26 protein-coding genes and 1 pseudogene are annotated in these 23669 nt (G+C 59.0%); 21 read left to right on the plus strand and 6 right to left on the minus strand.

What is annotated here, in order from left to right; genetic code table 11:
• Positions 1 to 77 precede the first annotated feature (77 nt).
• From ATY79_RS06075 to ATY79_RS06085, 3 genes are all read right to left on the minus strand, one after another.
• A complete protein-coding gene (locus tag ATY79_RS06075) occupies positions 78 to 1382 on the minus strand; it encodes a hypothetical protein (protein WP_088703307.1) in 1305 nt (434 codons plus the stop codon).
• A 155-nt stretch (positions 1383 to 1537) separates the two neighbouring features.
• On the minus strand, positions 1538 to 3739 hold the full coding sequence (locus ATY79_RS06080; protein WP_088703308.1) for a hypothetical protein: 2202 nt from the start codon (positions 3737 to 3739) through the stop codon (positions 1538 to 1540).
• A gap of 2 nt (positions 3740 to 3741) precedes the next feature.
• Positions 3742 to 4386, minus strand: a complete 645-nt coding sequence (locus ATY79_RS06085; RefSeq protein ID WP_189637967.1) for a helix-turn-helix domain-containing protein — start codon at positions 4384 to 4386, stop codon at positions 3742 to 3744.
• Positions 4387 to 4558: 172 nt separating this feature from the next.
• Between ATY79_RS06085 and ATY79_RS06090 the strand changes: the two genes are divergently transcribed.
• Together ATY79_RS06090 and ATY79_RS06095 are read left to right on the plus strand one after the other, a co-directional pair.
• The gene (locus ATY79_RS06090) at positions 4559 to 5017 is read left to right on the plus strand and encodes a transposase (protein ID WP_088703310.1); all 459 of its coding nucleotides are present in this window, start codon (positions 4559 to 4561) and stop codon (positions 5015 to 5017) included.
• A 73-nt stretch (positions 5018 to 5090) separates the two neighbouring features.
• The gene (locus tag ATY79_RS06095) at positions 5091 to 5675 is read left to right on the plus strand and encodes a hypothetical protein (protein WP_088703311.1); all 585 of its coding nucleotides are present in this window, start codon (positions 5091 to 5093) and stop codon (positions 5673 to 5675) included.
• 191 nt (positions 5676 to 5866) lie between these two features.
• On the opposite strand, the pseudogene ATY79_RS06100 reads toward ATY79_RS06095, so the two are convergent.
• Positions 5867 to 6113: pseudogene (locus tag ATY79_RS06100) on the minus strand (methyl-accepting chemotaxis protein); the annotation flags it as partial.
• A gap of 246 nt (positions 6114 to 6359) precedes the next feature.
• Complete coding sequence (locus ATY79_RS06110) at positions 6360 to 6722, minus strand: transcriptional regulator (protein ID WP_088703312.1); 363 nt, start codon at positions 6720 to 6722, stop codon at positions 6360 to 6362.
• Between the two features lie 93 nt (positions 6723 to 6815).
• Here ATY79_RS06110 and ATY79_RS31310 point away from each other — a divergent pair, with 93 nt between their 5' ends.
• Genes ATY79_RS31310 through virB11 form a run of 13 tightly spaced genes read left to right on the plus strand, consistent with a single transcriptional unit; the run spans position 6816 to position 16943 of the window.
• Positions 6816 to 7355 (plus strand): hypothetical protein, encoded by a 540-nt coding sequence (locus tag ATY79_RS31310; protein WP_088703313.1) that lies wholly within the window; start codon positions 6816 to 6818, stop codon positions 7353 to 7355.
• Between the two features lie 2 nt (positions 7356 to 7357).
• Entirely contained in the window at positions 7358 to 8044 is a 687-nt protein-coding gene (locus ATY79_RS06120) for a lytic transglycosylase domain-containing protein (protein WP_088703314.1), read from the plus strand.
• Positions 8041 to 8340, plus strand: a complete 300-nt coding sequence (locus tag ATY79_RS06125; RefSeq protein ID WP_088703315.1) for a TrbC/VirB2 family protein — start codon at positions 8041 to 8043, stop codon at positions 8338 to 8340. The genes ATY79_RS06120 and ATY79_RS06125 overlap by 4 nt, the downstream gene beginning before the upstream one ends.
• 2 nt (positions 8341 to 8342) lie before the next feature.
• Positions 8343 to 8684: a type IV secretion system protein VirB3 gene (locus ATY79_RS06130; protein ID WP_088703316.1), complete on the plus strand. Its 342-nt coding sequence runs from the start codon at positions 8343 to 8345 to the stop codon at positions 8682 to 8684.
• Positions 8677 to 11058, plus strand: a complete 2382-nt coding sequence (locus ATY79_RS06135; RefSeq protein WP_088703362.1) for a VirB4 family type IV secretion system protein — start codon at positions 8677 to 8679, stop codon at positions 11056 to 11058. Before ATY79_RS06130 ends, ATY79_RS06135 begins: the two co-directional genes overlap by 8 nt.
• A complete protein-coding gene (gene virB5, locus ATY79_RS06140; RefSeq protein WP_088703317.1) occupies positions 11058 to 11756 on the plus strand; it encodes a P-type DNA transfer protein VirB5 in 699 nt (232 codons plus the stop codon). The genes ATY79_RS06135 and virB5 overlap by 1 nt, the downstream gene beginning before the upstream one ends.
• The gene (locus ATY79_RS06145) at positions 11753 to 11986 is read left to right on the plus strand and encodes an EexN family lipoprotein (RefSeq protein WP_088703318.1); all 234 of its coding nucleotides are present in this window, start codon (positions 11753 to 11755) and stop codon (positions 11984 to 11986) included. Before virB5 ends, ATY79_RS06145 begins: the two co-directional genes overlap by 4 nt.
• A 4-nt stretch (positions 11987 to 11990) precedes the next feature.
• On the plus strand, positions 11991 to 12926 hold the full coding sequence (locus ATY79_RS06150) for a type IV secretion system protein (protein ID WP_088703319.1): 936 nt from the start codon (positions 11991 to 11993) through the stop codon (positions 12924 to 12926).
• A gap of 35 nt (positions 12927 to 12961) precedes the next feature.
• Positions 12962 to 13228 (plus strand): hypothetical protein, encoded by a 267-nt coding sequence (locus tag ATY79_RS06155; RefSeq protein WP_088703320.1) that lies wholly within the window; start codon positions 12962 to 12964, stop codon positions 13226 to 13228.
• A 3-nt stretch (positions 13229 to 13231) separates the two neighbouring features.
• Complete coding sequence (locus ATY79_RS06160; RefSeq protein WP_088703321.1) at positions 13232 to 13903, plus strand: virB8 family protein; 672 nt, start codon at positions 13232 to 13234, stop codon at positions 13901 to 13903.
• On the plus strand, positions 13900 to 14751 hold the full coding sequence (virB9, locus tag ATY79_RS06165; RefSeq protein ID WP_189637968.1) for a P-type conjugative transfer protein VirB9: 852 nt from the start codon (positions 13900 to 13902) through the stop codon (positions 14749 to 14751). Before ATY79_RS06160 ends, virB9 begins: the two co-directional genes overlap by 4 nt.
• A gap of 12 nt (positions 14752 to 14763) precedes the next feature.
• Entirely contained in the window at positions 14764 to 15933 is a 1170-nt protein-coding gene (gene virB10 / locus ATY79_RS06170) for a type IV secretion system protein VirB10 (RefSeq protein ID WP_088703322.1), read from the plus strand.
• A gap of 8 nt (positions 15934 to 15941) precedes the next feature.
• Positions 15942 to 16943, plus strand: a complete 1002-nt coding sequence (virB11, locus tag ATY79_RS06175; RefSeq protein ID WP_088703323.1) for a P-type DNA transfer ATPase VirB11 — start codon at positions 15942 to 15944, stop codon at positions 16941 to 16943.
• A 55-nt stretch (positions 16944 to 16998) separates the two neighbouring features.
• On the opposite strand, the gene ATY79_RS06180 is transcribed toward virB11, so the two are convergent.
• On the minus strand, positions 16999 to 17328 hold the full coding sequence (locus ATY79_RS06180; protein ID WP_245312324.1) for a hypothetical protein: 330 nt from the start codon (positions 17326 to 17328) through the stop codon (positions 16999 to 17001).
• Between the two features lie 483 nt (positions 17329 to 17811).
• Here ATY79_RS06180 and ATY79_RS06185 point away from each other — a divergent pair, with 483 nt between their 5' ends.
• The 6 genes from ATY79_RS06185 to ATY79_RS31320 all read left to right on the plus strand — a co-directional run bounded on the left by ATY79_RS06185 (position 17812) and on the right by ATY79_RS31320 (position 23657).
• Complete coding sequence (locus ATY79_RS06185; protein ID WP_088703325.1) at positions 17812 to 19920, plus strand: ParB/RepB/Spo0J family partition protein; 2109 nt, start codon at positions 17812 to 17814, stop codon at positions 19918 to 19920.
• A gap of 68 nt (positions 19921 to 19988) precedes the next feature.
• Entirely contained in the window at positions 19989 to 20645 is a 657-nt protein-coding gene (locus tag ATY79_RS06190; protein ID WP_088703326.1) for a hypothetical protein, read from the plus strand.
• 198 nt (positions 20646 to 20843) lie between these two features.
• Positions 20844 to 21266: an antirestriction protein gene (locus ATY79_RS06195; RefSeq protein WP_088703327.1), complete on the plus strand. Its 423-nt coding sequence runs from the start codon at positions 20844 to 20846 to the stop codon at positions 21264 to 21266.
• A gap of 155 nt (positions 21267 to 21421) precedes the next feature.
• Positions 21422 to 22612, plus strand: a complete 1191-nt coding sequence (locus ATY79_RS06200; RefSeq protein WP_088703328.1) for a DUF932 domain-containing protein — start codon at positions 21422 to 21424, stop codon at positions 22610 to 22612.
• Positions 22613 to 22698: 86 nt separating this feature from the next.
• On the plus strand, positions 22699 to 23253 hold the full coding sequence (locus ATY79_RS31315) for a hypothetical protein (protein ID WP_245312325.1): 555 nt from the start codon (positions 22699 to 22701) through the stop codon (positions 23251 to 23253).
• Between the two features lie 35 nt (positions 23254 to 23288).
• Entirely contained in the window at positions 23289 to 23657 is a 369-nt protein-coding gene (locus tag ATY79_RS31320; protein ID WP_245312326.1) for a hypothetical protein, read from the plus strand.
• The last annotated feature ends 12 nt before the right edge of the window (positions 23658 to 23669 follow it).

Here is a 23669-nt window from a genome sequence, read left to right on the forward strand (position 1 = left end):
GCACCGGTTGCCGGGCGAACATCGTAAGTGGGGCGCTCGCGCTGAAATACCAAAGCGCAGCCGTCACGTTAGCCCGTTCAGTTTTCCTCGACCAGCTTGTGTTTTTTCCAGCTTATCGGGTTCCACTCGACCAGCATATGATGGCCTGAGGCTGGACCGCCAGTTTCAAGGTGCAGGGCGCGCATCTCGACCGATCCATCAAAGCAAAAGCCGGTGCGGACGGCGCCCGGTCCGGTGTCCGTGAGGTTTTTCTTGCCGAGGCTGCGAACCTCTAGGGTCGCAGAACAACTGACGACAACACGCGAGCCGGTCTTGCGGCCGATTTCGACGGCGCGACGGTATTCCCATCGACCGAATGCGAGGCCGACATCCAGGACCGGGCTCAAGATCCAGTCGGGTTGGGCCTGCAGCGCAGTGTCTCCGCCCGGCGTCTGTTGTTCAAGATCTTCGCAGATCAGCACCATCACACGGCCAAGTCCGAGGATGTCGCAAAGCACCAATTCGTATCCGGTGGCGCAGTCTTCCATGTGTGAGTCATCGTCGTGACCATCTGCACGGGGTAGGACGCACTGCTTCATACGGGGCGCGGCCATATTGAACGCGTTCAGCTTACGTTGGCGAAACAGAACTTCCCCGGCACCCGTCATGACGACGGCCTCGTTGAACGGCCTGTCGAGCTCTTTCGACCTTTCTTCGGAAGGTCCGCTTCCCATCAGCACCACCGAGTGACCGGTACGGGCGGCCAGGCGGAGTGTGTCGGCAAGGCCTACAACCGCTGAGCTGGTGGTGACGAGTTCAGGCAAGACGACGAGGCCCGCACCTTTATCCAAAAGGGCCGAGACTTCGTTTTCGATCCGGGTGTCTGTTACGGCCGCGTTCAGAACCGTGTCCAGATACGCTCTATGACCCCGGGCTGACACGGAAAATTCGAGGTCCTCACGATCCTCGGCAATTGGAGCAAGGCCTACTTTTTGAGCCGCGTCGTCCGAAACGTAGATTTGACTTGGCGGCGGCGCCATCGGCCGCAATCTCAAATTTTTCCGCAGGGCAGGTACAAAACTCAGAAAGGAAAACTGATGAGCGAGCGCAACCCCACTTTGTTCCAGGCCCTTTGTCCGGTCCTTACCAGGCATCAACAAGCCTTTGGGAAGGACGAAGCCTTTGTCAGACAGCTCGGCATAGGCGCCTGTCATCGTCCGCTCGGCCCGCATCGCCGCCAACATCTGTCCGCCTGCCAATGAGCGACCAGGGAGCCGCGTCTTGATAGAGGGATGGATGCGCATTGCTGCCTGGTCGAGCGCGCACATCACCACGAAAGCACGTTCCTGAGGCGTGTCCACCTCACATCGGAACGCGACCGGCCGCCGGCCGAGATAGTCCATCACCGTGGCTGGAACGTCTGCAGTTGACGCTGCCTCCAAAAGCTCGACGAGTCGACCAAATTCTCCCGCGTGTCGTCCGGACCACGGGGCGAGCGTCGCCTCAGCCTCATATGGTTCGACTATTTGCCACAATTCGGCGAAGAGTTGTCCCGGTTTCATGGCGTCGGCTTGCGGATGAAGGTCTGCAGCAGGGGGACGAGCTGCGAGAAGTCTGTGCCGTCGTGTCGCATCTTTTCGGTAAGCGCTCGCATGGCCGGAATGAATGTCGACGCGCCTTGTTCGTCGCTCTCGGTCAACGTTGACAACAGCTCATCGAAATACAAACCGCCATGCTCCGAGCTTCCGATCGCTCGTCGGAAAAGGCCAAGCGCTTGCTCCGTCAGCGGTGCGCCGCTGCGGATATTCGCTAGCATTGTCTCCATCGCCTCTTGTTCCCGGCCGGCATCGAGAAGGATCTCTGCTTTTTGGAGCGCTACTCTCGCGAGCAACTGGAAATCGGCTGAGGTGCTTTCAATGCGGAAAAGCGCTTCGTCAAATTGGCCGTGACGCCGGTAAAGTTCCGACTGGCACAGGAAGAGCTCGTTATGGATGCGGTCCCGTCCGCCATCTGCCGGCAGGAGGCGGTCGGCGAGCAATAACACCTGGCGAGCGACTTTTTCAAAAGGTTCATCCCCGATCTCCATCGCGACCTTGAGGCGCGTAATAAGGATTTCGATAATCTCGCCAACATCCCTGTCGCGGGCGGTCGAGGTCGTTTGCGAAAGAAGTTTGACCGCCGCGACGATCGCGCGCTCGGCACCACCTCCGTCACCTCTTTCGAGAAGCTTGCTGGCGAGGAGCCGCTGGGTTCTCGCCGGTTCGATCTCGTTGCCAACGGGCAGACCGCGTCTGCCAATTGCTCGATAGATGGCGGCTATCTGATTGTACGTCTCGATAACCTCGTCCGAGCGGCCCAATGTATCGAGGATGGCGGCTCGACGGTCCAGCAGTCGCGCATGACGCCATTTTGCGATCGGCGACCTTTCTGCCTGCCATAGGCGCTCTGCATTGAGGCTCAAGCCGAGTGCTCTTTCGAACTCGCCGTTGCGCTGCAGCAATCCGGCGATATCGTCCAGGATCAGCGCATATCGCGTGGCATAGGTCGTCGGTTCCTCGTTGTAGGCGCGGCGGGCAAGGTGCTCCGCTGTCTCGGCGAAGGTTGCCGCAGTTCGCAACGAAAGACGGTTGTCGCGCCGCAGAACAAAACTCATTGCCGCCTCGGCGAGCGACATCAGCCATTCGGGTCTTTCGCCATCGTTTGCCACCGCATCATCTAGCCAGACCTGAACCCGGCTCCAGGCGTCCAAAGTCGGTTGGTCGCTGATGGCTCGTAGGTCGAACAGTCGGGGGTCGTCGAATGCCGCGCGGCGCCAGTATGACGATAAGACGTCCGCATCGACTGGCCGAATGGCGATTTTACTGGAGCCAGTAACGCGACGAGCGAGATCGTGCATGGCATCGAGGAGCGACCCTCTTTCATCCGGGTACTCTTCAAATACCGCAAGCTTTTCTTCAAAAGCGCACCACGGATAATTGCGCACTTCCGCCCGCCGGAGACTTTGCTCGACTTTGCGTGGTCCACCCTCGATAAGGTCGATAAACCGCTGTGCGGTGTGACGTCGCGCCGCCTCTACCGTCGAGCGTTCCTCGACCCGGCTCGGCACAAACTCCATCTTAAGCGACGGCTTCTTCTGACTTTTGCGCGCCTCCTTGATCGAACGCGCGATCGCAGCCGTCCCCTCGATACTTTGACGGTTGTAGACAAGGCAAAGAACGAGAGCGTCTGGGAGTTGAGAGGTGCAAATACCGGCTGTATCGGCAACACCCGTTCTACTGTCAATCAATACATGGGTGTAGCGGTTTCGCGCCCACTTCAGAATGGCATTGATGAATGCCTCACCGTCGAAGCGTTGATAGAAACCATTCCAGTCGAGGCCACCAACCTTGTGGCTGTATTGCTCGTCCTGGCGACCGGCGCCGATAAAGTCCAGGCAGCCTGATCCCTTCAATGGCAGATCAAGAGGCTGGACGATGTCGCTGCAGTCGGCGAGCTTGAATCTGTCCTTGCGATCCGGCTGCGCGCCGAGCTGCTCGATATAGTCCCAGACGCGGTCGATCAAGCCCTTGCTTTCGCCCTGATCCGGGTCGCTCAGGAACGGATGAAAATAGCGGTGCAATCCTGGCGCTTCCAGATCCCAGTCGATCGCAAGCACTCTTTCATCGTTGGAAGCCAGTGCCCAGGCGACATTTGCCAGCGTCATGCTGCGTCCACTTCCGCCCTTGTAAGAGTAGAAGGTCGTAACCTGTGACTTTGCCATGGTTAACCAGTCGCGCTTATTCTGGGGAGCTCAGCCGTGCGGACATCGGGCGGGGTCGGCCGGTTGTCGAGGCTGAAACCTAGATTGACAATCTTGCTCTGCGCCAATGGCGCGCGGCGGGCGGTCTCGACACCTTCATCGACAACCAGCCGGCCAACAGGCGTCAGAGCGTTATAAAGGTCCCGTCCGTGTCGATGGCTGGTGACCATCTCCATCGCTCGCAATTCGTCCAGAAGACGCGAAATATATCCTTTGTCTTGGCCAAGTGCGGCGGCGATCTCGGTATTGCGTAGAGATTTTGCGGCTAGCATATCAAGAATGCGCGCGAACGGCTGCTGCTTTGCCTTCCTGATCGCGTCCTCGTCGGCTGTGGCTGACGCTGCATATCCCATTATATCTAAGGCCGCTGCCAACCGCCCGGCAGCGTAATCCGAGGACAAACGATCAGCCCGGATCTTGCTTCGCAACGTGCTGAGCGCTCCTGTCGCTGCTTTGATACCTTCGCCTAGCACCGGAGCCGCCGCGGTCGGCAGGACGTCAGCGACGGTTTCCATCGAGGCATTCAGAGCCAAGTCAACTTTTTCGGCAACTGTTTTGAAGTCATCTTTTGCGACGAGTTCTTTTACGATATCGAAGCTGTTCCACAAGGGATTACGCATGATGAGCTTCTCCTGTTGTATAACAAATAGGATCAGTCAACGATTTTGTCAACGATCACTGTCGCAGGCATTTCATTCGGGGTATGAGACCCTGGACCTGACGACGTTGACTCTTGCACGCGCCTGACCGAAAACGCGTGCAACGATACGAGGATCAACGATGATCGAAGACGACGTCCCGACACAACCAGACAGCACCAAGGCCAAAGCTGGAGTCGAGAAGACTAAGGTGGCTGCGCGCCGTAAACGGTCGAGCCCCAAGAATGCCGCGGCCGGCAAGGTTGCCAGCAGGGTTCAAGAGAGCGACAAGCCGAAGGCACGCAGCTTGAGTGACGCGGACAAGCTTGAAAAGATCAGGCAGATTGAGGCAGCAGTCGCCGGTGGGGCAACCCTGAAAGATGCCGTGGCTACGGCCTCGATATCCGACCAGACCTATTACATATGGAAGAAAGCCGTCGCTGCACCGGCGGCTGGAACGTCGTCCAGCCCAGTTGCCGTTGACGACGAGTTTGCCGAATTCATTCAGCTCGAGGAAGACAATCGCCGGCTGCGTAAGCTGCTCGGCGAAAAACTCCGCGCCGAAAACGCCGAACTGCGCAAGCGGTTCGGGATCACCTGATCAACCTCTTTTGACGATGACGCTGGCGGGACAGGATTTACTGCGCCGCCGCTGTCGATGAAATTGACGAGACATGAAAACACCACAACGCCCCTTCGTCGTCGAATACAAGGCAAACAGGCGGCAAACCCTCACGCGCCCTTCTTCCATTTGGGGAAGCCTTGATCTGCAGGCCGTGGCCCGACAGGTCGAGGCCGACGGGATTTTGCCTGATACCGGACATTCGGTTGCAAGGCCGACAGTCGACGAGCCGAAACCGGCTGAAACACCCGTCCCGTCGCCGGATCTTCTTACCACACCCGAACATAATCCGCAGGAACCTCCTGCTGGCATCCTGCCCGACGGAATTGGCGTGGCGAAACAGGAGCTTTCATCAGAGGCTGCGGCAACCGAGAAGTCTGTCGTGCCGACTCGGAATCGGCGCACTGCTTCTGTGTCGAGGCGGACTGCGCTTGCTTCGGTACGCACCGAGCCTGCATCAATCCCGGCGATGACCCCTGTCAATGATCGCCAGGCAAGGCTGCAACCAGACAACCACCTGGATGACCTCAGCGCACTCGATGCAGAAAACCGCCACCTCAAGCGTCTCCTGATTGCCAAGCTTCGAGACGAAAACCGGGCACTTCAGACGATGTTACTCCGGTTCGACCTCGAATGACGAAGGCGCTGGACGAAAGCAATTCCTCGCCATTCTAGTGAGGTTCGTCGACTCGACCCAAGCAGGCTCAGCGGCGTATCTTTTCAAGAGGTATCGCGTTCCATCCGTGCATTGGCTGTTCATGCCGGCGCGGCACCGATTTGATTAGAAGGTGATCCAAGCGATCGTCGCCTTTGCCTCGAAGACAGAGGCGGATGACCGATGCGGTACGATACGTCGCCGTCAGACAATTTCGACAGGGCTAAGTGCCAGATTGTCGACAGCGAACTGCACGTCAGCCGCTTCCTTGGCTTTTTGTGCCTCGCGTTCACGACGCTCCTGGTCGCTCATCGAACGGTTAGCCGCGGTTGCCTGCTCCAGCCGGACACGCTCGATAGCGTGTTCCCGGAAAACTTCGACGGGAGCCGCCATCTCGCCTACCTCGTCCTTGCGATCTATGTGGGGAACTGCGCTATCATGATCCCCACAGCGAGCATGCGCGTTACACGCCTTAGCAACCCTGGATCTCGTTCAGTCTTGCTTGTTGCACCTGATTGTCCGCAGTCAGCGGCTTGACTGCATCAAACGCACGGCGGAAGTCGGCCTCGCCTGCCTTTTGAGGCGCACGGAAGCCTTCCTCCCCAGAAATCAGGCACCCAAACCGCCTTGCTCCACCAGATAGTGCACATTATCTTTTTACTAAAATCAACGTTTTTCATCTCCGGAAACCATGCGAAGACTCTCGAACACTCCTGGTGCGAACTGGAACTGTCGCGCCGTGCCGCGCCCCATCGAGTTCTTGCCGAGGGATTCAAGTAATATGCCCCGCTCGACCAGAAGGTCCATAGTTTCTATAACGCCGCCGCGGGTCATGCCGGTGATTTCTATTATATTTGAGAGCGTTAGCTTCTCGTGGGCCTGGTGCATCATGTAAAGGATGTTCATCATCCCGATTTGTTTGATTCGGGACTGCGCCGATTCACCGTCGATCGGCTTTTCCAGAATTTCACGCACCGCAAAGACAGATAAAGCTTGGCTTTGCCATCGGTCGCTCAAATTGCTTGCCATCGGTTTAACTATCTATTATTTGCATAGTAAGCGAATTGAAGCGAGTCGCTTTTCAGTCTCAGCCAATATTGAACGGACCGGAGGGTAGGGGGCATGCGAGGCCTTTTCTTTCAAACATTCGTAGCAGCGTTAGCATTCGCCTCATTCTACACTATTTCGGAGCGAAGCGCTCGTGCCGAAGAATGGGGTTGCCAGGTTATTCTATGCTTATCGAATCCGGGCGGCCCGATGCAATATGGCGAGTGCAGGCCACCGATCGAGAAGTTCTGGAGCTGGCTTTCAAAAGGGCATTCGTTTCCAACTTGCACCGGCGTCGGATTTCAAAGCTCCCGTCCGCGGTACGAGCCATACTACTGCAATGCCGGCTACCGTCTATCTGCTGGCTATGGCCCTCGGGGAAGTGAGGCGACGTGCATCTCAACGTCGCTACGGGCCGTAAGCAATAGCCTTTGCCAGCGGGATCGAGACGGCGGTGGCTCAAACGATGGCTCAGCGATATCGCCACGCTGGCAGAGGGAAAACGGTCGCTATCAGTGCATGGCCTATAACGTGGCCCGTCCCTTGGTGCGCGAGAAACCACGTTACGTCGATGTGACGATCGATGGGGTCGGCAAGCAGAGGGTCTGGTTCTGAACATGCCCGTCGCTTTCGTGGATCTTGCGCAGACCTGTGCCCCCGTCGTTGCATCGGAAACCCTGGCTGGCGTCGTCAGCCTTGAGAGTCGGTTCGCGCCGTTCAACATTCGGATCAACAGCGGCGCTCCGCTCAAGCGTCAGCCTGGCACCAAGGCCGAGGCTATCGAAGTCGCCACATCGTTGGCGGCAAAGCGCACGGATATCCAGCTGGGTCTCGGCGGGATTGGATTGGAAGAACTGCAGAGACTGAACCTCTCGATATCAGACGCCTTCGATCCGTGCCTCAATCTCAAGGCCACAGCGACTTTGCTCGATGGCTACTACCGCCTAGCGGCCAAGGCGGGGGCGAACCCCGCCCGGGCAGAGCAGATCATGCTGCAATCCTATTACGGACGTGACGATCCATCCGTCGGGGCGATGGTCAGCTACGACGATCAGGTGCACCGCGAAATCAAGCAGCTCGGTCCGACGATGACCAAGTTGACGATCAGCGACACGGGGGAGGGGAAGGGGACCGGCGTTGCCACCGAGGTTCCCCAGGCTGATGTCGTCGCCGAAGTGGTGGCAGAGAACTCCGCAGAGAAAGCAGCCCCGATCTCTGACTCGCCGACATGGGATGTCTTCAAGACCCGACGCCGTTCGTCCGTCCTGGTGTTTCAGGGCAATCAATTGGAGCAGAGTGAATGACAATACCTTCTCGAATCAGACCCGTTTTCACTTCGTCCGTGATGGCCGCTGCCATCGTGGTTATGCTTGTCGAGCCAGCTTTCGCGCAGGCCGCCGGCATCGAAACAGTGCTGCAGAACATAGTGACAATGCTGACCGGCAACATCGCCAAGCTTCTGGCTGTCATCGCGGTCATCGTCATCTGCATCGCATGGATGTTTGGCTATATGGACCTGAGGCGCGCAGGCTTCTGGATCATCGGCATCGGCGGTATCTTCGGCGCCACCGAGCTCGTCAACACCATCGTCGGTGGCTGAGGATGTCGGGCAAGGGAGCGATTCTCGAAGAAGACACGCTGTTCATCGCATGCACGCGGCCGGCGATGATCGCCGGCGTGACGATGGAGGCGATGGGCTTCAACATCATGCTCACGACGATCCTCTACATCGTCGCCGGGTCTATCGCCTACGCGCTCGTCGGCGTCGTCTTCCACCTCATCTTCCGCGCCCTGGTGAAGCACGATCACAACATGTTCCGCATCCTGCTCGCCTGTGTCGAGACGCGCGGCCGATCGCGTAACAGCGCCTACTGGGGCGGAGCAACACTCTCGCCTCTCAGGCTGGCCCGCCGCTTTGACGAAAGGGATATTGGTTTTGCCTAGTATCGCCACCCTCAGATCCCGCGAGCTCTCTCCGGAAGCTTTCATTCCGTACGTTCGGCACATCAATGAGACGACCATCGCCCTCGATTCCCGGTCATTGATGGTCATGATCGCCCTCGAAGGCGTGTCATTCGAAACCGCGGACGTGCAGGATCTTAATGCACTCCATCGGGATCTCAACACGCTTTACCGAAACATCGCCGATGAGCGGCTTGCCCTCTGGACGCACCTGATCCGCCGCAGGGACAGCGACTATCCCGATGGGACGTTTGCAACGCCATTCTCAGCCGCGCTGAATGATAAGTACCGCGAGCGCATGGTGCGCGAGGACCTGTTCCGCAACGATCTTTATCTTACCGTGCTTTGGTCACCAGCGCGCGACCCGGCCGACCAGGCGGCTAAACTGCTCTCGCGCCTCCGGCGTGCAAAGCACGGTGGCTTCGAGCTTGACGAAGAAGCCCTCAAACAGCTTCAGGACAAGGTCCTCGCTCTCACCGCTGGCCTGAAGCGTTTCGAACCGCGCGTGCTCTGCCTGTACGACCAGGACGGCATGCTGTTCTCCGAGCCGAGCGAGGTTTTGCATCAGGTCGTTGGCGGAAGGCGCGAGCGAGTGCCGCTGACCGAAGGTCGCATCGCATCTGCGATTTACTCCGACCGCGTCATCATCGGGCGCGAGACCATCGAAATTCGGCATGAGGCGGCAACCCGGTTCGCCGGCATGCTGAGTTTCAAGGAATACCCCGCCCGCACAAGAACCGGCATGCTCGACGGCGTCCTCACCAGTCCGTTCGAACTGATGCTTTCCCAATCCTTCTCTTTTGTGTCGAAGGCGGATGCTCGCGTCATCATGGGGCGAAAGCAGAACCAGATGGTCAGCAGCGGCGACAAGGCGGCTTCGCAGATCGATGAACTCGATGATGCCATGGACGATCTGGAGTCCAACCGCTTCGCGATCGGCGAGCATCACCTGACACTCTCCGTCTTCGCGTCGACAGTGAAGGAACTGACGGACAATCTCGCAAAGGCTCGTGCCAGCCTGACCAACGGGGGCGCCGTCGTGGCGAGAGAGGATCTTGGTCTCGAGGCAGCCTGGTGGGCGCAACTGCCGGGCAATTTCCGCTACCGGGCGCGATCTGGCGCCATCACTTCGAAGAACTTCGCGGCGCTGTCGCCGTTTCACTCTTATCCGATCGGGCAGAAGGATGGCAATGAATGGGGACCCGCGGTCGCTCTGCTTAAGACGGCCTCTGGATCACCCTATTACTTCAATCTCCACTACGGTGATCTCGGCAATACCTTCATGTGCGGGCCGTCGGGGGCCGGCAAGACCGTGATCGTGAATTTCATGCTGTCACAGCTCGAGAAACACGATCCGCATGTCGTTTTCTTCGACAAGGATCGCGGCGCGGATCTCTATGTCCGCGCCGCCGGCGGCACCTACCTCCCCCTGAAGAATGGTGTTCCTACCGGATGCGCTCCCCTCAAGGCCCTCGACCTGACACCAGAAAACAAAGTTTTCTTGGCGCGTTGGGTTGGAAAGCTTGTGGGCTCCGGGACGCGAGAACTGACGGTCACAGAACTTCGCGACATTGCCGGCGCGATCGATGGCCTCGCCGACCTGCCCGTGGACCGCCGGACGATCGGGGCACTGCGGACCTTTCTCAACAACACCGACCCGGAAGGGATCGCCGCCCGGCTCCGCCGGTGGGAAAGGGGAGGGCCGCTTGGCTGGGTCTTCGACAATGTCATCGAGGACATCGGCTTTGGCGATTTCGGCGGGTCGGCCAAGTTCATTGGCTACGACATGACCGATTTCCTCGACAACGAGGAAATCCGCACGCCGCTGATGGCCTATCTTTTCCACCGTGTCGAGCAACTGATCGATGGCCGTCGGATCATCATCGTCATCGACGAATTCTGGAAGGCGCTTCAGGACGAAGGGTTCCGCGATCTTGCACAGAATAAGCTGAAAACCATCCGCAAGCAGAACGGCCTGATGCTGTTTGCCACGCAGAGCCCACGGGACGCGCTGATCTCGCCGATCGCCCACACCATCATCGAGCAATGCCCGACACAGATATTCCTCCCTAACTCGCGCGGCAGCCACGCTGACTACGTCGACGGTTTTAAGCTCACGGAGCGGGAATACGAATTGATTGCCCGTGAGCTTTCCGTCGAAAGCCGAAGGTTCGTGTTGAAGCAGGGACACAACAGCGTCGTCGCCGAACTCGACCTCAATGGTTTTGACGAGGAACTCGCCATCCTTTCCGGTCGAACCGCAAACGTCGAACTCCTCGACGCGATCCGCGCGGAGGTGGGGAATGACGTCAAGGATTGGCTTCCCATTTTCCAACAGCGAAGGAGTGCAAGCTGATGGCTTCCTATCGAATAAAGGCCGCGATGCTCGCGACAGTGCTCATGATTTCTGCCCAAGGTGCAGGGGCTCAAGGGATTCCCGTCATCGATCAGACCGCTATTGCCAAGCAGATCGAAAGCATCGCGCAGCTCAAATCGCAACTCGACGCGCTAAACACGCAAATCGAGAAGGCACAGCAGCTCTATGGTTCGCTCAACAAGCTGACCGACATGGCAGATGTCGCGAGCGTGCTCAACGATCCGGCGATCCGCAATGCGCTTCCGTCCGATTTCGCGGCCATCGAGGGCCTCTTCAAAGGCAATGGCACCGGCGTATTCAAAGATTCCGCCTCGAAATTCCTGGACAGTAACTCGACCTACCGCACCAGCGCCGACGATTTCTACGCCAAGGAATTGGCGCGTGTTCAGAGCCAGAATGCCGGTCAGATGAGCCTGGGTCAGCAGATATACGATGCTGCGACCAAGCGCATCGAGGGGATCGATCAGCTCCGCGAGAAAATATCATCGGCGAGCGATTCCAAGGACATCGCGGACTTGCAGGCCCGGCTCCAGGCCGAACAGGCATTCCTCCAGACCGATGTGCTGAGGATGGAGGGCTTACGGATGGTGCAGCAGGCACAGACCCAGGTCGATGAACAAAGAAAATCGGAGGATTGGCGCCAGCGCATGGACGCCATGAAGGCGGCTCTGCAGTGAGGCGGGCTCCGCTTCTCGTCTCGCTGGCTCTTCTGGCAGCCTGCTCGCAGGGGCCCGAGCGAACGTACACGGTCGAAGAGTTCGTTGCTGATCCCGAACTGCTGACGCGGACGATTTCTGATTGCCGGGACAATCCGGGTGAATTGCGCGACACGCCGAACTGCCGGAATGCGGAAGCGGCAGACGGCAGGCTTCGCCTTCAGAATATGCGCAAAGCGCTGGGAGGTTGATCCGATGTACCAGGTGTTCGAATTCATCGATGGACAATTCAAGCGACCGCTGGAGACATTCGTCTCGGATGGAACCTCGAACATCGCCGAATGGGTGACGGGGCCGTTGACGGCCGCGGTGACACTTTACGTGATCCTCTATGGCTATCTCGTCCTGCGTGGTTCCGTGCAGGAGCCCATCCTCGATTTTGCCTTTCGCGCGATAAAGCTCGCAATCATCGTCATGCTGGTCAAGAACGCTGGCGAATATCAGACCTATGTTACCAACATCTTCTTCGATGTGCTGCCACGCGAGATCGCCCAGGCCCTGAATTCGGGGACGGCCCCGAGCGCCAGCACGTTCGACAGCCTGCTGGACAAGGGTCAGGCTTCTGCGACCGATATCTGGTCGCGCGCCTCCTGGCCGGTCGACATCGTCACCGGCGTCGGTGGCATGATGGTCATCGGCGTCAGCTTTCTCGTTGCAGGGATCGGTTACGTCGTTTCTCTCTATGCACGGTTGGCGCTGGCAATTGTGTTGGCGATCGGGCCGATCTTCATAGCGCTCGCCATGTTTCAGTCGACGCGGCGCTTCACCGAGTCCTGGATCGGGCAGCTTGCGAACTTTGTGATTCTGCAGGTTCTCGTCGTCGCGGTCGGCTCGCTGCTGATTACCTGCATCGACTCGACATTTACCGCGATCGACGGCTACGCCGACGTTCTCATGCGACCGATCGCGCTCTGCGCCATAGGCATCGCCGCGCTTTATGTTTTCTACCAGCTTCCAAGCATCGCGTCAGCCTTGGCCTCCGGTGGCGCGTCGCTGGCTTACGGCTATGGCGCTGCACGAGATGCGCACGAAGGCATGCTGGCTCGGGGAACATCATATACCGGCCGGATGATTGGTCGCGGGCCTCGCGTTGCTGGCCGCGCGTTCGGATCAAGAAATGCCGGCGCATGACATCCGCACAAGACAATAAGAAAAGGCCTGCCTGAATGATTAAGCTTGCCCTGTTGCTCGTTCTCGCTGCCACGCTCGGCGGCTGCGCATCACTGACATACCCGTTACCGAAGTGCGATGGCTATTCACGCCGCCCCCTGAACCGCTCGATGTGGGAATGGCAGGGAAAAAGCAAACTGAAGGACCAACAATCGAACTCAAGCTCCTCCACGTCCGTGACGCCCTTTGTCGAGGAACGCAGCAAGCCCGCAGCCTTTGCGCACATGAACATCGACGGTTCCTATGGCCGCTGTAAGGGATGAGACATGGTGACCGCAGATAATCTCAAGAGCTATTTCGACAAGGCCCGTCGCTTCGATCAGGACCGACTGATGCAGATCGAGCGTTCGAACAAGGTCGCCTGGTCGATCGCGATCGCCTCCGGCATTGTTGCCAGCGTCTCCGTATTTGCCATTGCGGGCCTCATGCCGCTCAAGACGGTGGAGCCTTTCGTCGTTCGCGTCGACAATTCGACTGGCATTGTCGATGTCGTTTCGGCTTTGACGGCGACGGCCGGCACCTATGACGAGGCGGTAACGAAATACTTCGCCGCCAAATATGTGCGCGCCCGCGAGGGTTATGTCTGGAGCGAGGCACAAGAAAACTTTCGCACGATCGCCCTTCTGTCGACCCAACCCGAACAGACGCGCTTTGCAGCCATGTATCGGGGCAGCAACCCGGAATCGCCTCAAAACCTCTACGGCCGAACCGCCACGGCGAGGATCGATATCGCGTCTATCTCGCTCATCAATCAGAGTGTCGTCTCCGTGCGCTACATGCGCACCACGACGCGCGGCGAGGACGTGCGGACGACCCATTGGGTTGCGACCTTGACCTTCTCGTATGTCAACGCCCCGATGTCGTCGACGGACCGGCTCGTGAACCCGCTTGGGTTCATTGTCAGCGAATATCGAGCAGATCCGGAGGAGGTAAGATGATGCGCAGCGTGGCAATCGTCGCATTCGTCCTGTTAGTTTCCATGTCCCCGGCGCTTGCTCTGGAGATTCCGCGTGGCGCTTCGCAGGACAGCCGTGTCCGGTTTGTGAACTACCAGCCCTTCAACATCACAAGAGTCGTCGGCACCCTGCGATCATCCGTACAGGTCGAATTTGCGTCTGATGAGGAGATCGCCCATGTGGCGCTCGGCAACAGCGTCGCATGGGAAGTTGCGCCGGCTGGCAACATCCTGTTCCTGAAACCGCGCGAGAACCAGCCGGTGACGAACATTTCCGTGGTGACGACGCGCCGGGATGGGTCGACCCGCAGTTACCAGATGGAATTGACGGTGCGAGACGGTTCTGTCGAAGCCGGGCAAAACACCTACTTTTATGTGAAGTTCAGATACCCCGAAGATGAAGCTGCGTTTCGCCGGCAGCAAGCAGCGTCCAGGGCTCTCGCCGCTCAGTCGAAGGATGCCGACAACGTGCTGGCCCTCCACGAAGCGTATGGCCCTCGAAACTGGCGCTATTCTGCCCAAGGCTCTCAGGCGCTGGAGCCGCAAAGCGTCTACGACAATGGCAAGATCACAACGTTCGCCTTCGTCGGCAATCAGGAAATGCCCGCCATCTATATGGAAAATTCAGACGGGTCGGAAAGCCTTGTTCCGAAGTCCGTCGACGGCAATCTCGTCATGGTGCACGCCATCAGCCGCAAGTTCATCCTGCGGCGGGGCAAGGACGTGCTTTGCGTGTTCAACGAGGCATACGACCGTGTCGGCATCAATCCCGATACCAACACGACGTCTCCCTCGGTAGAGCGCGTCGTGAAAACCGACAACGCGCAATAGGGAGCGACATCCATGGCTCAAGAAGATGAAGCGCGCATTCCCGGAGAGCGTGCGGAAACAGTCACCGGCCGGCGGATCGACAACAATCCTCTTTTGAAACGGGGCGCGGTCGCGATTGCGATCGTTGCGTTTGTCGGCTTTGCCCTCTGGTCGACAACGGGGACCAAGACAAAGGATGACAATATCAAGCCTGAACGCGTGGTTATTCGCCAGACGAATCCGTTTGAGGCCGCCAAGGAAAAGGCCGAACCGGTTCAGGTCGTCCCGGAAGTGAAGTTACCGACGCCCGTCGTCGAGCCGGTCGTGGAAGAACAGGATAAATTGCTCGATTCCGCTCGCCGCGCCCCTGTTATGGCCTTCAGCAGCGGGCAAAAAAATACGAATGACCGACGGGAGGCCGATAATTCGAATCCATTTGACAGCAATTTCGTGCCGTTCGACAACAGTATGATGGGCCAAAACCAGCAGAACAACGACCAGCAGCGTTTTGACGGTCTCCTACGGCCGACCCGGCTCGAGGGGTCGCGCGCGGGCACGCTCGGCAATCGGGACTTCATCGTGGCGATGGGGACATCGATACCTTGCGTGCTCGAAACGGCGCTGGCGTCTGACCAACCGGGCTTTACCAGTTGCGTGATCAACCGCGATGTTCTTTCCGACAACGGCCGGGTCGTGCTGATGGAAAAGGGCACGCAGGTCGTCGGGGAATATCGCGGCGGGCTCCAGCGCGGACAAAAACGTCTCTTCGTTCTCTGGAACCGGGCAAAAACACCGAAAGGCGTCATCGTCACACTTGCCTCGCCCGCGACCGATGCCCTTGGACGCGCCGGCGTCGATGGCTATGTCGCTACCCACTGGTGGGAGCGCTTCGGTAGCGCCCTCCTGCTTTCGATCGTTGATGACGCGAACAGCTATGCCAGCAGTCAGTTGCGGGATAGCAATGTCGACGCACAGAACACCACAAGCGCCGGCCAGCAGGCGGCCGCGATCGCTGTCGAACAATCGATCAACATCCCGCCAACGCTGAACAAGCATCAGGGCGAACAGGTTTCGATTTTTGTTGCTCGCGATCTCGACTTTTCTGGAATCTATCGTCTGCGGGTGACGGAGCCCAAGAACCGGATTTTCCACCGCGCCGTGCTGGGCGATTTTTCGCCGCGGTCGACGCTCGTGACGAAGTAGGATAGGCAATGTCGGAGGGACAGGACTCGGCTGTTGTCAGCGAACTCCTGAAGCCGTTTTCGCCATATCTCCAGGACTCGTCCCTGTATGAAGTCATTGTGAATCGGCCCGGGCAGGTGCTGACAGAAGGTTCAGGCGGTTGGCGGACCCATGATAGACCGGGACTAACCTTCGAAAAGCTCATGCGCCTTGCCCGGGCCGTGGCCAGTTTTTCTCATCAGTCGATCGATGAAACGCGTCCAATCCTGTCGGCAACGCTTCCAGGTGACCAGCGGATCCAGATCGTCATCCCCCCAGCCACACTGAAGGACACGGTCAGCATCACGATACGGAAACCATCCTCGGTCGACTTCAGCCTTGACGACCTGGAGGCAAACGGGTTCTTTGAGAAAACCCGCGCAGCGTCTGATGATCCATCCTCCCGGGATGCGGAACTGACCGAAATCTACCGTGCCGGTCGCTTCAAGGACTTCCTGCGCCAGGCAGTCGTCGCCCGCAAGAACATCATCATCTCGGGTGCAACGGGTTCCGCCAAAACCACTCTTTCGAAAGCGCTCATCAAACACATTCCCGAAGCCGAGAGGATCATCTCGATCGAAGACACGCCTGAACTGGTGATATCACAGCCAAATCATGTGCGACTTTTCTACTCAAAGGGCGGGCAAGGTCTTTCCCGTGTGGGGCCGCGTGAGCTGCTGGAGTCATGTCTTCGTATGCGGCCAGACCGCATTTTGCTACAGGAGCTTCGCGACGGAACTGCGTTCTATTACATCCGCAATGTCAATTCCGGCCATCCCGGTTCGATAACGACTGTTCACGCCAATTCTGCGGAACTTGCCTTCGAACAGTTGGCGCTCCTGGTAAAGGAGTCAGACGGCGGAGCCGGCATTGATCGCGCTGACATTCTCACGATGCTAAAAGCGGGCATTGATGTTGTGGCGCAGTGCAAGCGAGAGAATGGGACATTCCGATTAGCGGAAGTGCTGTTCACAGGGGCGTCGACAGATTGAGCTCCGCCCGATTATTCTGAGGCGTGCTCTGGTGTCGAACTCTTCAAAAGAAGCGTCATACCCGACTGTTCGACCCACGCTCCTCCTTCGGGCCAAACGTCTCGACGATCTCACACCGTGCGACCACGCCTCCGGGCCCATGATTTAGCAAAGCGAGGACAGCGGCCCGATCCATAGGAACCGTCTCCATCTTCTCTAGAACCGTTGTCGCCCATTCCATCTCCGGGTCAGCCACAACGTCTTCGCGCAGAGCGGTCACCGCACTGCGGGCTTCCTCAAGACTGTCAAAAAAGATGTCCGCAATCCCCGTTGGCTTCCATCGTTCCTCCGGAGGCAAGCCGGCCACGGAATAGGTGTAGAATGTGAAAGAGCGCGGGTTTTCCAACGATTTCTCCTTGAGCATTGCTGGCGGTCCGCCCCCGCCGTTGAATACTCATTGACCCCCGGCCGCGGGGAGTTCGAAACCGTGTATCCACAGCCCTGTAGCCTTTAGTTCGAGAACCTGGACATACGCCACAGGCTCCCCGACGCTGAAGGTCAAGGAGGGGGTCTTTTGGGTAGACCCAACCATTGGATACAGGGGTTTCGACGCCCCAGAGCAGCGCGTACCGCTCCAAGGTCAGACTACGACATCCCTTTGAATTTGTCCTCAATTTTCTGCCGCACCATGGTGCCGACAGAAGGATTTGCCCTTGAGCGGGGCGGATAGCGGCGGAGCGAAAGGGGTTGGCCGCCGGTGACGCGGTGTATGCCGGCCGGAAGCAGTGAGGGCGGTGGGTGTAGTTGGAGGAAGAGGGGGGAAGGAGGGTTTGTGGCGGATTGAGGTTGTCGGAGAGAGGCTCCGGCCGGCCCGCCACGGAGAAACGACATGGCACAGGCCATCCAGAAAATCACGCTCAACGCCGGGCGCGAAATTCCCTTCAACAAGCTTGTTCTCAGCCAGCAGAACGTTCGCAAAACCAAGGCGGGCATCTCGATCGAGGAGCTTGCCGAGGATATCGCCCATCGCGGACTGCTGACCAGCCTCAATGTCCGGGCTGAAGTCGATGGCGACGGCAACGAGACGGGCATCTACAGGATCCCGGCGGGCGGGCGCCGCTACCGCGCTCTGGAACTGCTGGTCAATCAGAAGAAGCTGTCGAAGACGGCGGTGATTCCCTGCATCGTCAGCAAGGGCGACACCCTCGAAGTCGAGGATTCGCTGGCCGAGAACGTCAGCCGTGTCGATCTGCATCCGCTGGACGAGTTCCGGGCCATCATGACACTTCGCGAGCAGGGGCTGGACGAAGAAGAGATTGCCGCCCGCTTCCATATGTCGGTCGCCACGGTGAAGCAGCGTTTGCGCCTGGCCTCAGTCTCGCCGCGTCTCCTCGACGTCTACGCCAATGACGAGATGAAGCTCGGCCAGGTAATGGCGTTTTCCATCACCAATGATCACGTTCGGCAGGAACAGGTTTGGGACACGATCTCGCGGTCGCATAACCAGGACGCCTATTATATCAGGCGGATGTTGACTGAAACCGCCGTCCGAGCCTCCGATCGTCGCGCCGTTTATGTCGGTATCGACGTCTATGAAGCAGCCGGCGGTGTCGTTATGCGTGACCTGTTCGAGCAGGACAATGGCGGATGGCTGCAGGATCCGGCGCTGCTCGAGCAGCTCGTCCTCGAAAAGCTGACCGCTGAGGCGGAAACGCTGAAGGCTCATGAAGGCTGGAAGTGGGTCGAGGCCGCGTTCGACTTTCCCTACGGTCACAACTCGGGTCTTCGCCGCTTCTACGGCGAGCGGGTCGAATACAGCGAGGAGGAACTTGCGCGGCATGAAACGCTCAAGGCAGAATACGACAAGCTCGATGCGGAGTATGCTGAAGCGGAGAGCTATTCCGAGGAGACCGAGGCGCGACTTGAGGAACTCGGCAATGCGCTGGATGCCTTGAACGACCGGCCCTACGTCTTCGACAGCCGGGACGTCGCCCGCGGCGGCGCCTTCATCTCGCTTGGTGCCGATGGCGGGCCCAGGATCGAACGCGGTTTCGTCCGGCCCGAAGACGAACCTGTCGCAGAGCCGCAAACCGGTGATGCCGATTATGGCGACAGTGATGGTCACGGTGAGACTGAGACTGGAGCGACTTCGGCAAATGGCGGCATTTCGGTCAACGGCAAGCCTGTGGGCATCGAGGAACCGGAGGAAGACGACGGCAAGGTTCGTCCGCTTTCCGATCGCGTCATAGAGGATCTGACGGCCGCCCGCACCGTTGCGCTGCGCGACGCGCTGGCGAACGATCCCGTGATGGCTTTCATCGCCGCCTTGCATGTCGCGGTCCTCAAAATCTTCTACCGATACGGAGCGGACTCGTGCCTGGAGATCACCCTCCAGCACACCGCGTTCAGCCAGACGCAGGGGCTCGGCGATACGATCTGGGCAAAGGAGATCGAACAACGACAGGAATCCTGGGGCTACGACCTTCCCGGCAACGCCGACGAGGTCTGGAACTACCTGATTGCGCTCGATCAGGATAGCCGCATGGCGCTGTTTGCCCATTGCGTCTCCTTGTCGGTGAACACGACCGTGCAAGCGTGGAACTGGCGGACAAAGGAAACGGCTCACGCCATGCAGCTTGCTCATTCGCTCGGCTTTGGCATGGTCGCGGCCGGTTGGACGCCGACGGTCGACAACTATCTCGGCCGCGTGACCAAGGCGCATATCCTGCAGGCGGTCCGCGAAGCGAAGGGCGAGCAGTCGGCGCAACTGATCGATCATCTCAAAAAGCCCGACATGGCGCGTGAGGCCGCCCGGCTGCTCGAAGGCAGCGGATGGCTCCCTGAAGTGCTGCGGCTCCCGGTCGATCAGATCTCGGGCGAGACCACTCAGGCCGCCGACTTCGATCTTCCGGCCTTCCTGACGGTTGATGAGGAAGCCGAGGGAGCGGCAACCGACCCAACCGAAGGCGACGGTGAGCATCTCGAAGCCGCCGAATAAGGCCCTCAGACCTTCACTCACGAAAGCCCGGCCCCTGCGCCGGGCTTCTCTGTTTCAGGAGCACCGCGATGCCTGCCTATACGATAGAAACGACCTACACCTTGCCGATATTCCGGCATGGGACCTATATCGCCGACACGCCAGAGGCTGCCTGCAAGGCTGCCATTGGCGACAGCAACCCGGAGTCTTCGAAGGAAGACTACGACTCTTCGGGCGAGATCCATGTGACCCGCATCTGGGAGGGTGAGAACACTGCCTACGCCGGATCGCCGATCACAGTACCGTCTCAGTTCGAGGAATCCGTTCAGCGCCGGGCCCACCACTTCGAGATCCTGCTCGGTCTGTTGAAGATGCTGCTCCACGACGTCCAAGCGGGGCGATCTCCGTCAGGCGACTGGCTTGCGAAATCGTCCTGGGCGATAGCGCGGGGCGAGGCTATCCTCGCTTACGCACCCGATCCCGCCGAGCCGGCCGATGCGCGAAAGCCAAGTCATATCCTCGCACGTTTAGAGGAAGAGCACGTGCGCAGCGCGATCGTTGCCGTCCTCGAGGTCGACCGAGACTTCGATGGCCTTTCACCGGCATCGGTGAGCGATGCGGAGATCCAATCGGCTTGTGCGTCCGTCGTAACCGCAATGGACCTCTCCGATGCTGTGAGCAATGCCGAGTTTCATGCGGCAATGGCAGCGATCCGAGCTGCCTACGGTCGCCTCCATCCAGATTAAGTCCTTTCCGGCCCCTCTGACTTTCGAACTCGGCCCGCTTTCCATTTAACCCAGCCCGGCCCCCTTCCTGCATGCAGCAGAAGAAGGAGGCAGCTGCGGCCAGCCAAAAGGGAAGAGTAGGGCCGGGGAGAGGGGCGAACCGGGCGGTGGAGAGAGGGTGCCCGGTCAGAATCCTGTTTCCTCTCTGGAGAAAGATCGATGTCGATATCCGAAGTCACACCCCAAACCGCCTCCATCGTCTCCGACGATCGCCGCCTGGAATTCCTGCCCACGCTGTTCGGGCGCTCGCTCCTGATCATCGGCGAGAATGCGGTCTACCGGCTCATGGAGCAGCTCAGCCCCCTCGATTATGGCGGCGGCTTCTGGGATTTCTACGAGCATGGGGGCAAGCCGCTGTTTCTCGCACCGAGATCCGAAACACGGTTCCGGATCACCGGCGAGATCACCGGGTTTCAGGGGGAAGTCTCGGCGGAGGCTGCCGGGATTATCGCCACGCTCTTCGCGTTCTCGCATCTCTCCTTCCAGTATCAATCCGAGCATCTCTCGGAAGGCTACGGCCGTCTCTATGCCTATGCGGCCGGCCACACTGAGGCCGCGGAGATCTTTCAGGCGATCGATTGACCAGTTGCCCGACCTCGCCCTCGGGCGGCGCGTTTGCCTTTCCAGACCGCTTTGCCTTGGAAGCCACGGCCTACGGTCTCACTCCCTCGTCCATCTTAATAGCCCGGTTGTCGCAAGAGCGCCCGACCGGGTCTTTCATGTCAGGAGACTTCATCGTGAACACCATGATTTCCAACGCCCGACCGACATCGTCTGGATTTAAGGTCGATATATCCCGCGGTGAACGCATCGGCCGCGTTTCGTCGGAGTGGTTTTCGCGTCCCGAGGACGAGCGTTATCTGTCGCTTTCCGATCTGCACCATGCCGTCAGTGCAAGGACGGAGCGCGCTCGGGTTCGCACAGTCGAGACGTCAGAGATCCGCGTCGAGGCCACCCGCGACAACGCTGAACGCTTATCCCTGATCGTTCCTGGCGGGCGTGAGCCGGTGGCGCCGACGCACTGGAGTTACGGTCAGCTCTGCAGCCTCGTTGGTGCACCTGCGAGCTACATGCGCCAACTGCCAGCACCGCTGGCGGCGATCAATCTGCAGCACGGGCTCCTCAGTCGCAACGCCGAACTGGTCAAAACGCTTGAGATGGACGACGGTCGCGTGGAGTTGCGTGCGGTCACCGGTCCTGAATACGGGCGCATCTGGGACAGGGATTTGCTCGCCGCCATCATGAACATTGCAGGCAATGGTACAGGCGACACGATCTGGAAAGTTCCCGGACTGCTCGACTGGTCGACCATGACCCACAATCCTTTCGTCGACATCACGAAGGATACGACGACGCTGTACGCCAGCGATCGCGACGTCTTCGTCTTTCTTTGCGATGACACTCACCCGATCGAAGCCGGACGGCTGCCGAACGGCGAACCTGATTTGTATTTCCGAGGCTTCTACGCCTGGAATTCAGAAGTGGGTTCAAAAACCCTAGGGATTGCAAGCTTTTACTTGCGGGCAGTTTGTGCCAATCGCAACCTTTGGGGCACCGAAAACTTCGAGGAAATCACCATCCGGCACTCGAAATTCGCGGCTCAGCGTTTCGCCCACGAAGCTGCCCCAGCATTGACGAGCTTCGCTAATTCCTCGCCCGCACCGTTCATCGCTGGCATGCGCGCCGCCCGTGAACGCATCGTCGCCCGAAACGAGGACGATCGCTCGGAGTTCCTGCGCAAGCGCGGTTTCTCGAAAGCCGAAACCGGCAAGATAATCGAGACGGTTCTTTCCGAGGAGGGGAGACCACCGGAGTCGATTTTCGACTTTGTGCAGGGCATCACCGCCCTTGCGCGGGGAAAGTCGCATCAGGACAGCCGGCTCGAACTTGAAGCCAAGGCGAAGAAACTGCTCGAAAGCGCCGCCTGACTGCGTCCCTACTGCCCATCGTCATCCGTCCCTTTCATCGCCCGGCCGCCGCGCCGGGTTTCTCCCGTTCCCGGAAAGGAAACATCATGGCCGCGCTTGAAACCAGGATCTACAGCCATCCGCCCATTCCGCTGGCAGACATCAGTCCGCTCGAATTGCTGATCCTCACCAATGTGCTCGAGTGCAGCGAAACCGAAGACGGGCTTGTCCTGTTTACGGATATAACACCGGCCAATCCGATCCGTGTGAGGCGCGGCGAACTGGCCGCCGCGTTTGGTGCCTCAGCGCAGAAGGCCAAGGATCCGGTAAACGTCTTCATCGCCGACCGTGTTCTCGCCCTTCAGCCGGCAGGCGGTAACACAGTCGAAGAGGATGCGATGGTCGACATCGACCTAAGCCATTTCCCGTGGCAGTTCGTGGTCCAGGGTATCGTCGCGCGCTCACCGGGTCTGGGCGAGGTCGCGGTGATCCAATGGACAAACCATCCCTCGCAACGTCCGGAGAGTTTTGGCGCCACCGTTTCGCTGATCACCGCCAGGGCCATCCATCACGCGACGAGTGAGGATATTCTCGGCCGGTTCCGTCTTGCCGGGACAACGGCGCTCTGGCCGGTAGCGCTGCAAGCGATCTGTTCACGGTAAAAGAGATCGAGACGGCTCTCTGCCTCTGGGAGGCGATGCTTTATTTCCGCGGTCTGCATCAGGATGAACGGCCGGTCCCGGACACAATCGCCCGCATGCCCGAACTCTGGGATGCCATCGGATGGCAGGCGATGCGGTCCCATGTCCGCACTCTCGTGCCTTTCGCACTCGCCGTCTATGACGACGTCTGCGAGGAGCTTGAGGAAGAAGGTTTCACCTTCGATTTCGATTTCGCGCCGGCATTTGTCGAGACCCTGTGCTGGTCCGAGGACGCGGCTTTTCGCGAAGGCGAACCGGGTGAGCTCCGTGAAAACGTGATGGAGGCCGTCAGGCGCCATCGGCAGGATGTCGTCGCGCGACATAGGCCGAGCTCCGGCCGAGCTTCGTGTCATGTCGACCGTTGAAAAAAGGTGTTG

This window comes from Rhizobium sp. R693, from assembly GCF_002211315.1.
GTDB lineage: Bacteria > Pseudomonadota > Alphaproteobacteria > Rhizobiales > Rhizobiaceae > Rhizobium.

Bases quoted from the DNA above. Each gene is read 5' to 3' on its own strand.
- ATY79_RS06075 (WP_088703307.1), bottom strand. From the start codon at position 1,382: ATGGACTATCTCGGCCGGCGGCCGGTCGCGTTCCGATGTGAGGTGGAC.
- ATY79_RS06080 (WP_088703308.1), bottom strand. From the start codon at position 3,739: ATGGCAAAGTCACAGGTTACGACCTTCTACTCTTACAAGGGCGGAAGT.
- ATY79_RS06090 (WP_088703310.1), top strand. From the start codon at position 4,559: ATGATCGAAGACGACGTCCCGACACAACCAGACAGCACCAAGGCCAAA.
- ATY79_RS06095 (WP_088703311.1), top strand. From the start codon at position 5,091: ATGAAAACACCACAACGCCCCTTCGTCGTCGAATACAAGGCAAACAGG.
- ATY79_RS06110 (WP_088703312.1), bottom strand. From the start codon at position 6,722: ATGGCAAGCAATTTGAGCGACCGATGGCAAAGCCAAGCTTTATCTGTC.
- ATY79_RS31310 (WP_088703313.1), top strand. From the start codon at position 6,816: ATGCGAGGCCTTTTCTTTCAAACATTCGTAGCAGCGTTAGCATTCGCC.
- ATY79_RS06120 (WP_088703314.1), top strand. From the start codon at position 7,358: ATGCCCGTCGCTTTCGTGGATCTTGCGCAGACCTGTGCCCCCGTCGTT.
- ATY79_RS06125 (WP_088703315.1), top strand. From the start codon at position 8,041: ATGACAATACCTTCTCGAATCAGACCCGTTTTCACTTCGTCCGTGATG.
- ATY79_RS06130 (WP_088703316.1), top strand. From the start codon at position 8,343: ATGTCGGGCAAGGGAGCGATTCTCGAAGAAGACACGCTGTTCATCGCA.
- virB5 (WP_088703317.1), top strand. From the start codon at position 11,058: ATGGCTTCCTATCGAATAAAGGCCGCGATGCTCGCGACAGTGCTCATG.
- ATY79_RS06150 (WP_088703319.1), top strand. From the start codon at position 11,991: ATGTACCAGGTGTTCGAATTCATCGATGGACAATTCAAGCGACCGCTG.
- ATY79_RS06155 (WP_088703320.1), top strand. From the start codon at position 12,962: ATGATTAAGCTTGCCCTGTTGCTCGTTCTCGCTGCCACGCTCGGCGGC.
- ATY79_RS06160 (WP_088703321.1), top strand. From the start codon at position 13,232: ATGGTGACCGCAGATAATCTCAAGAGCTATTTCGACAAGGCCCGTCGC.
- virB9 (WP_189637968.1), top strand. From the start codon at position 13,900: ATGATGCGCAGCGTGGCAATCGTCGCATTCGTCCTGTTAGTTTCCATG.
- virB10 (WP_088703322.1), top strand. From the start codon at position 14,764: ATGGCTCAAGAAGATGAAGCGCGCATTCCCGGAGAGCGTGCGGAAACA.
- virB11 (WP_088703323.1), top strand. From the start codon at position 15,942: ATGTCGGAGGGACAGGACTCGGCTGTTGTCAGCGAACTCCTGAAGCCG.
- ATY79_RS06185 (WP_088703325.1), top strand. From the start codon at position 17,812: ATGGCACAGGCCATCCAGAAAATCACGCTCAACGCCGGGCGCGAAATT.
- ATY79_RS06190 (WP_088703326.1), top strand. From the start codon at position 19,989: ATGCCTGCCTATACGATAGAAACGACCTACACCTTGCCGATATTCCGG.
- ATY79_RS06195 (WP_088703327.1), top strand. From the start codon at position 20,844: ATGTCGATATCCGAAGTCACACCCCAAACCGCCTCCATCGTCTCCGAC.
- ATY79_RS31315 (WP_245312325.1), top strand. From the start codon at position 22,699: ATGGCCGCGCTTGAAACCAGGATCTACAGCCATCCGCCCATTCCGCTG.
- ATY79_RS31320 (WP_245312326.1), top strand. From the start codon at position 23,289: ATGCTTTATTTCCGCGGTCTGCATCAGGATGAACGGCCGGTCCCGGAC.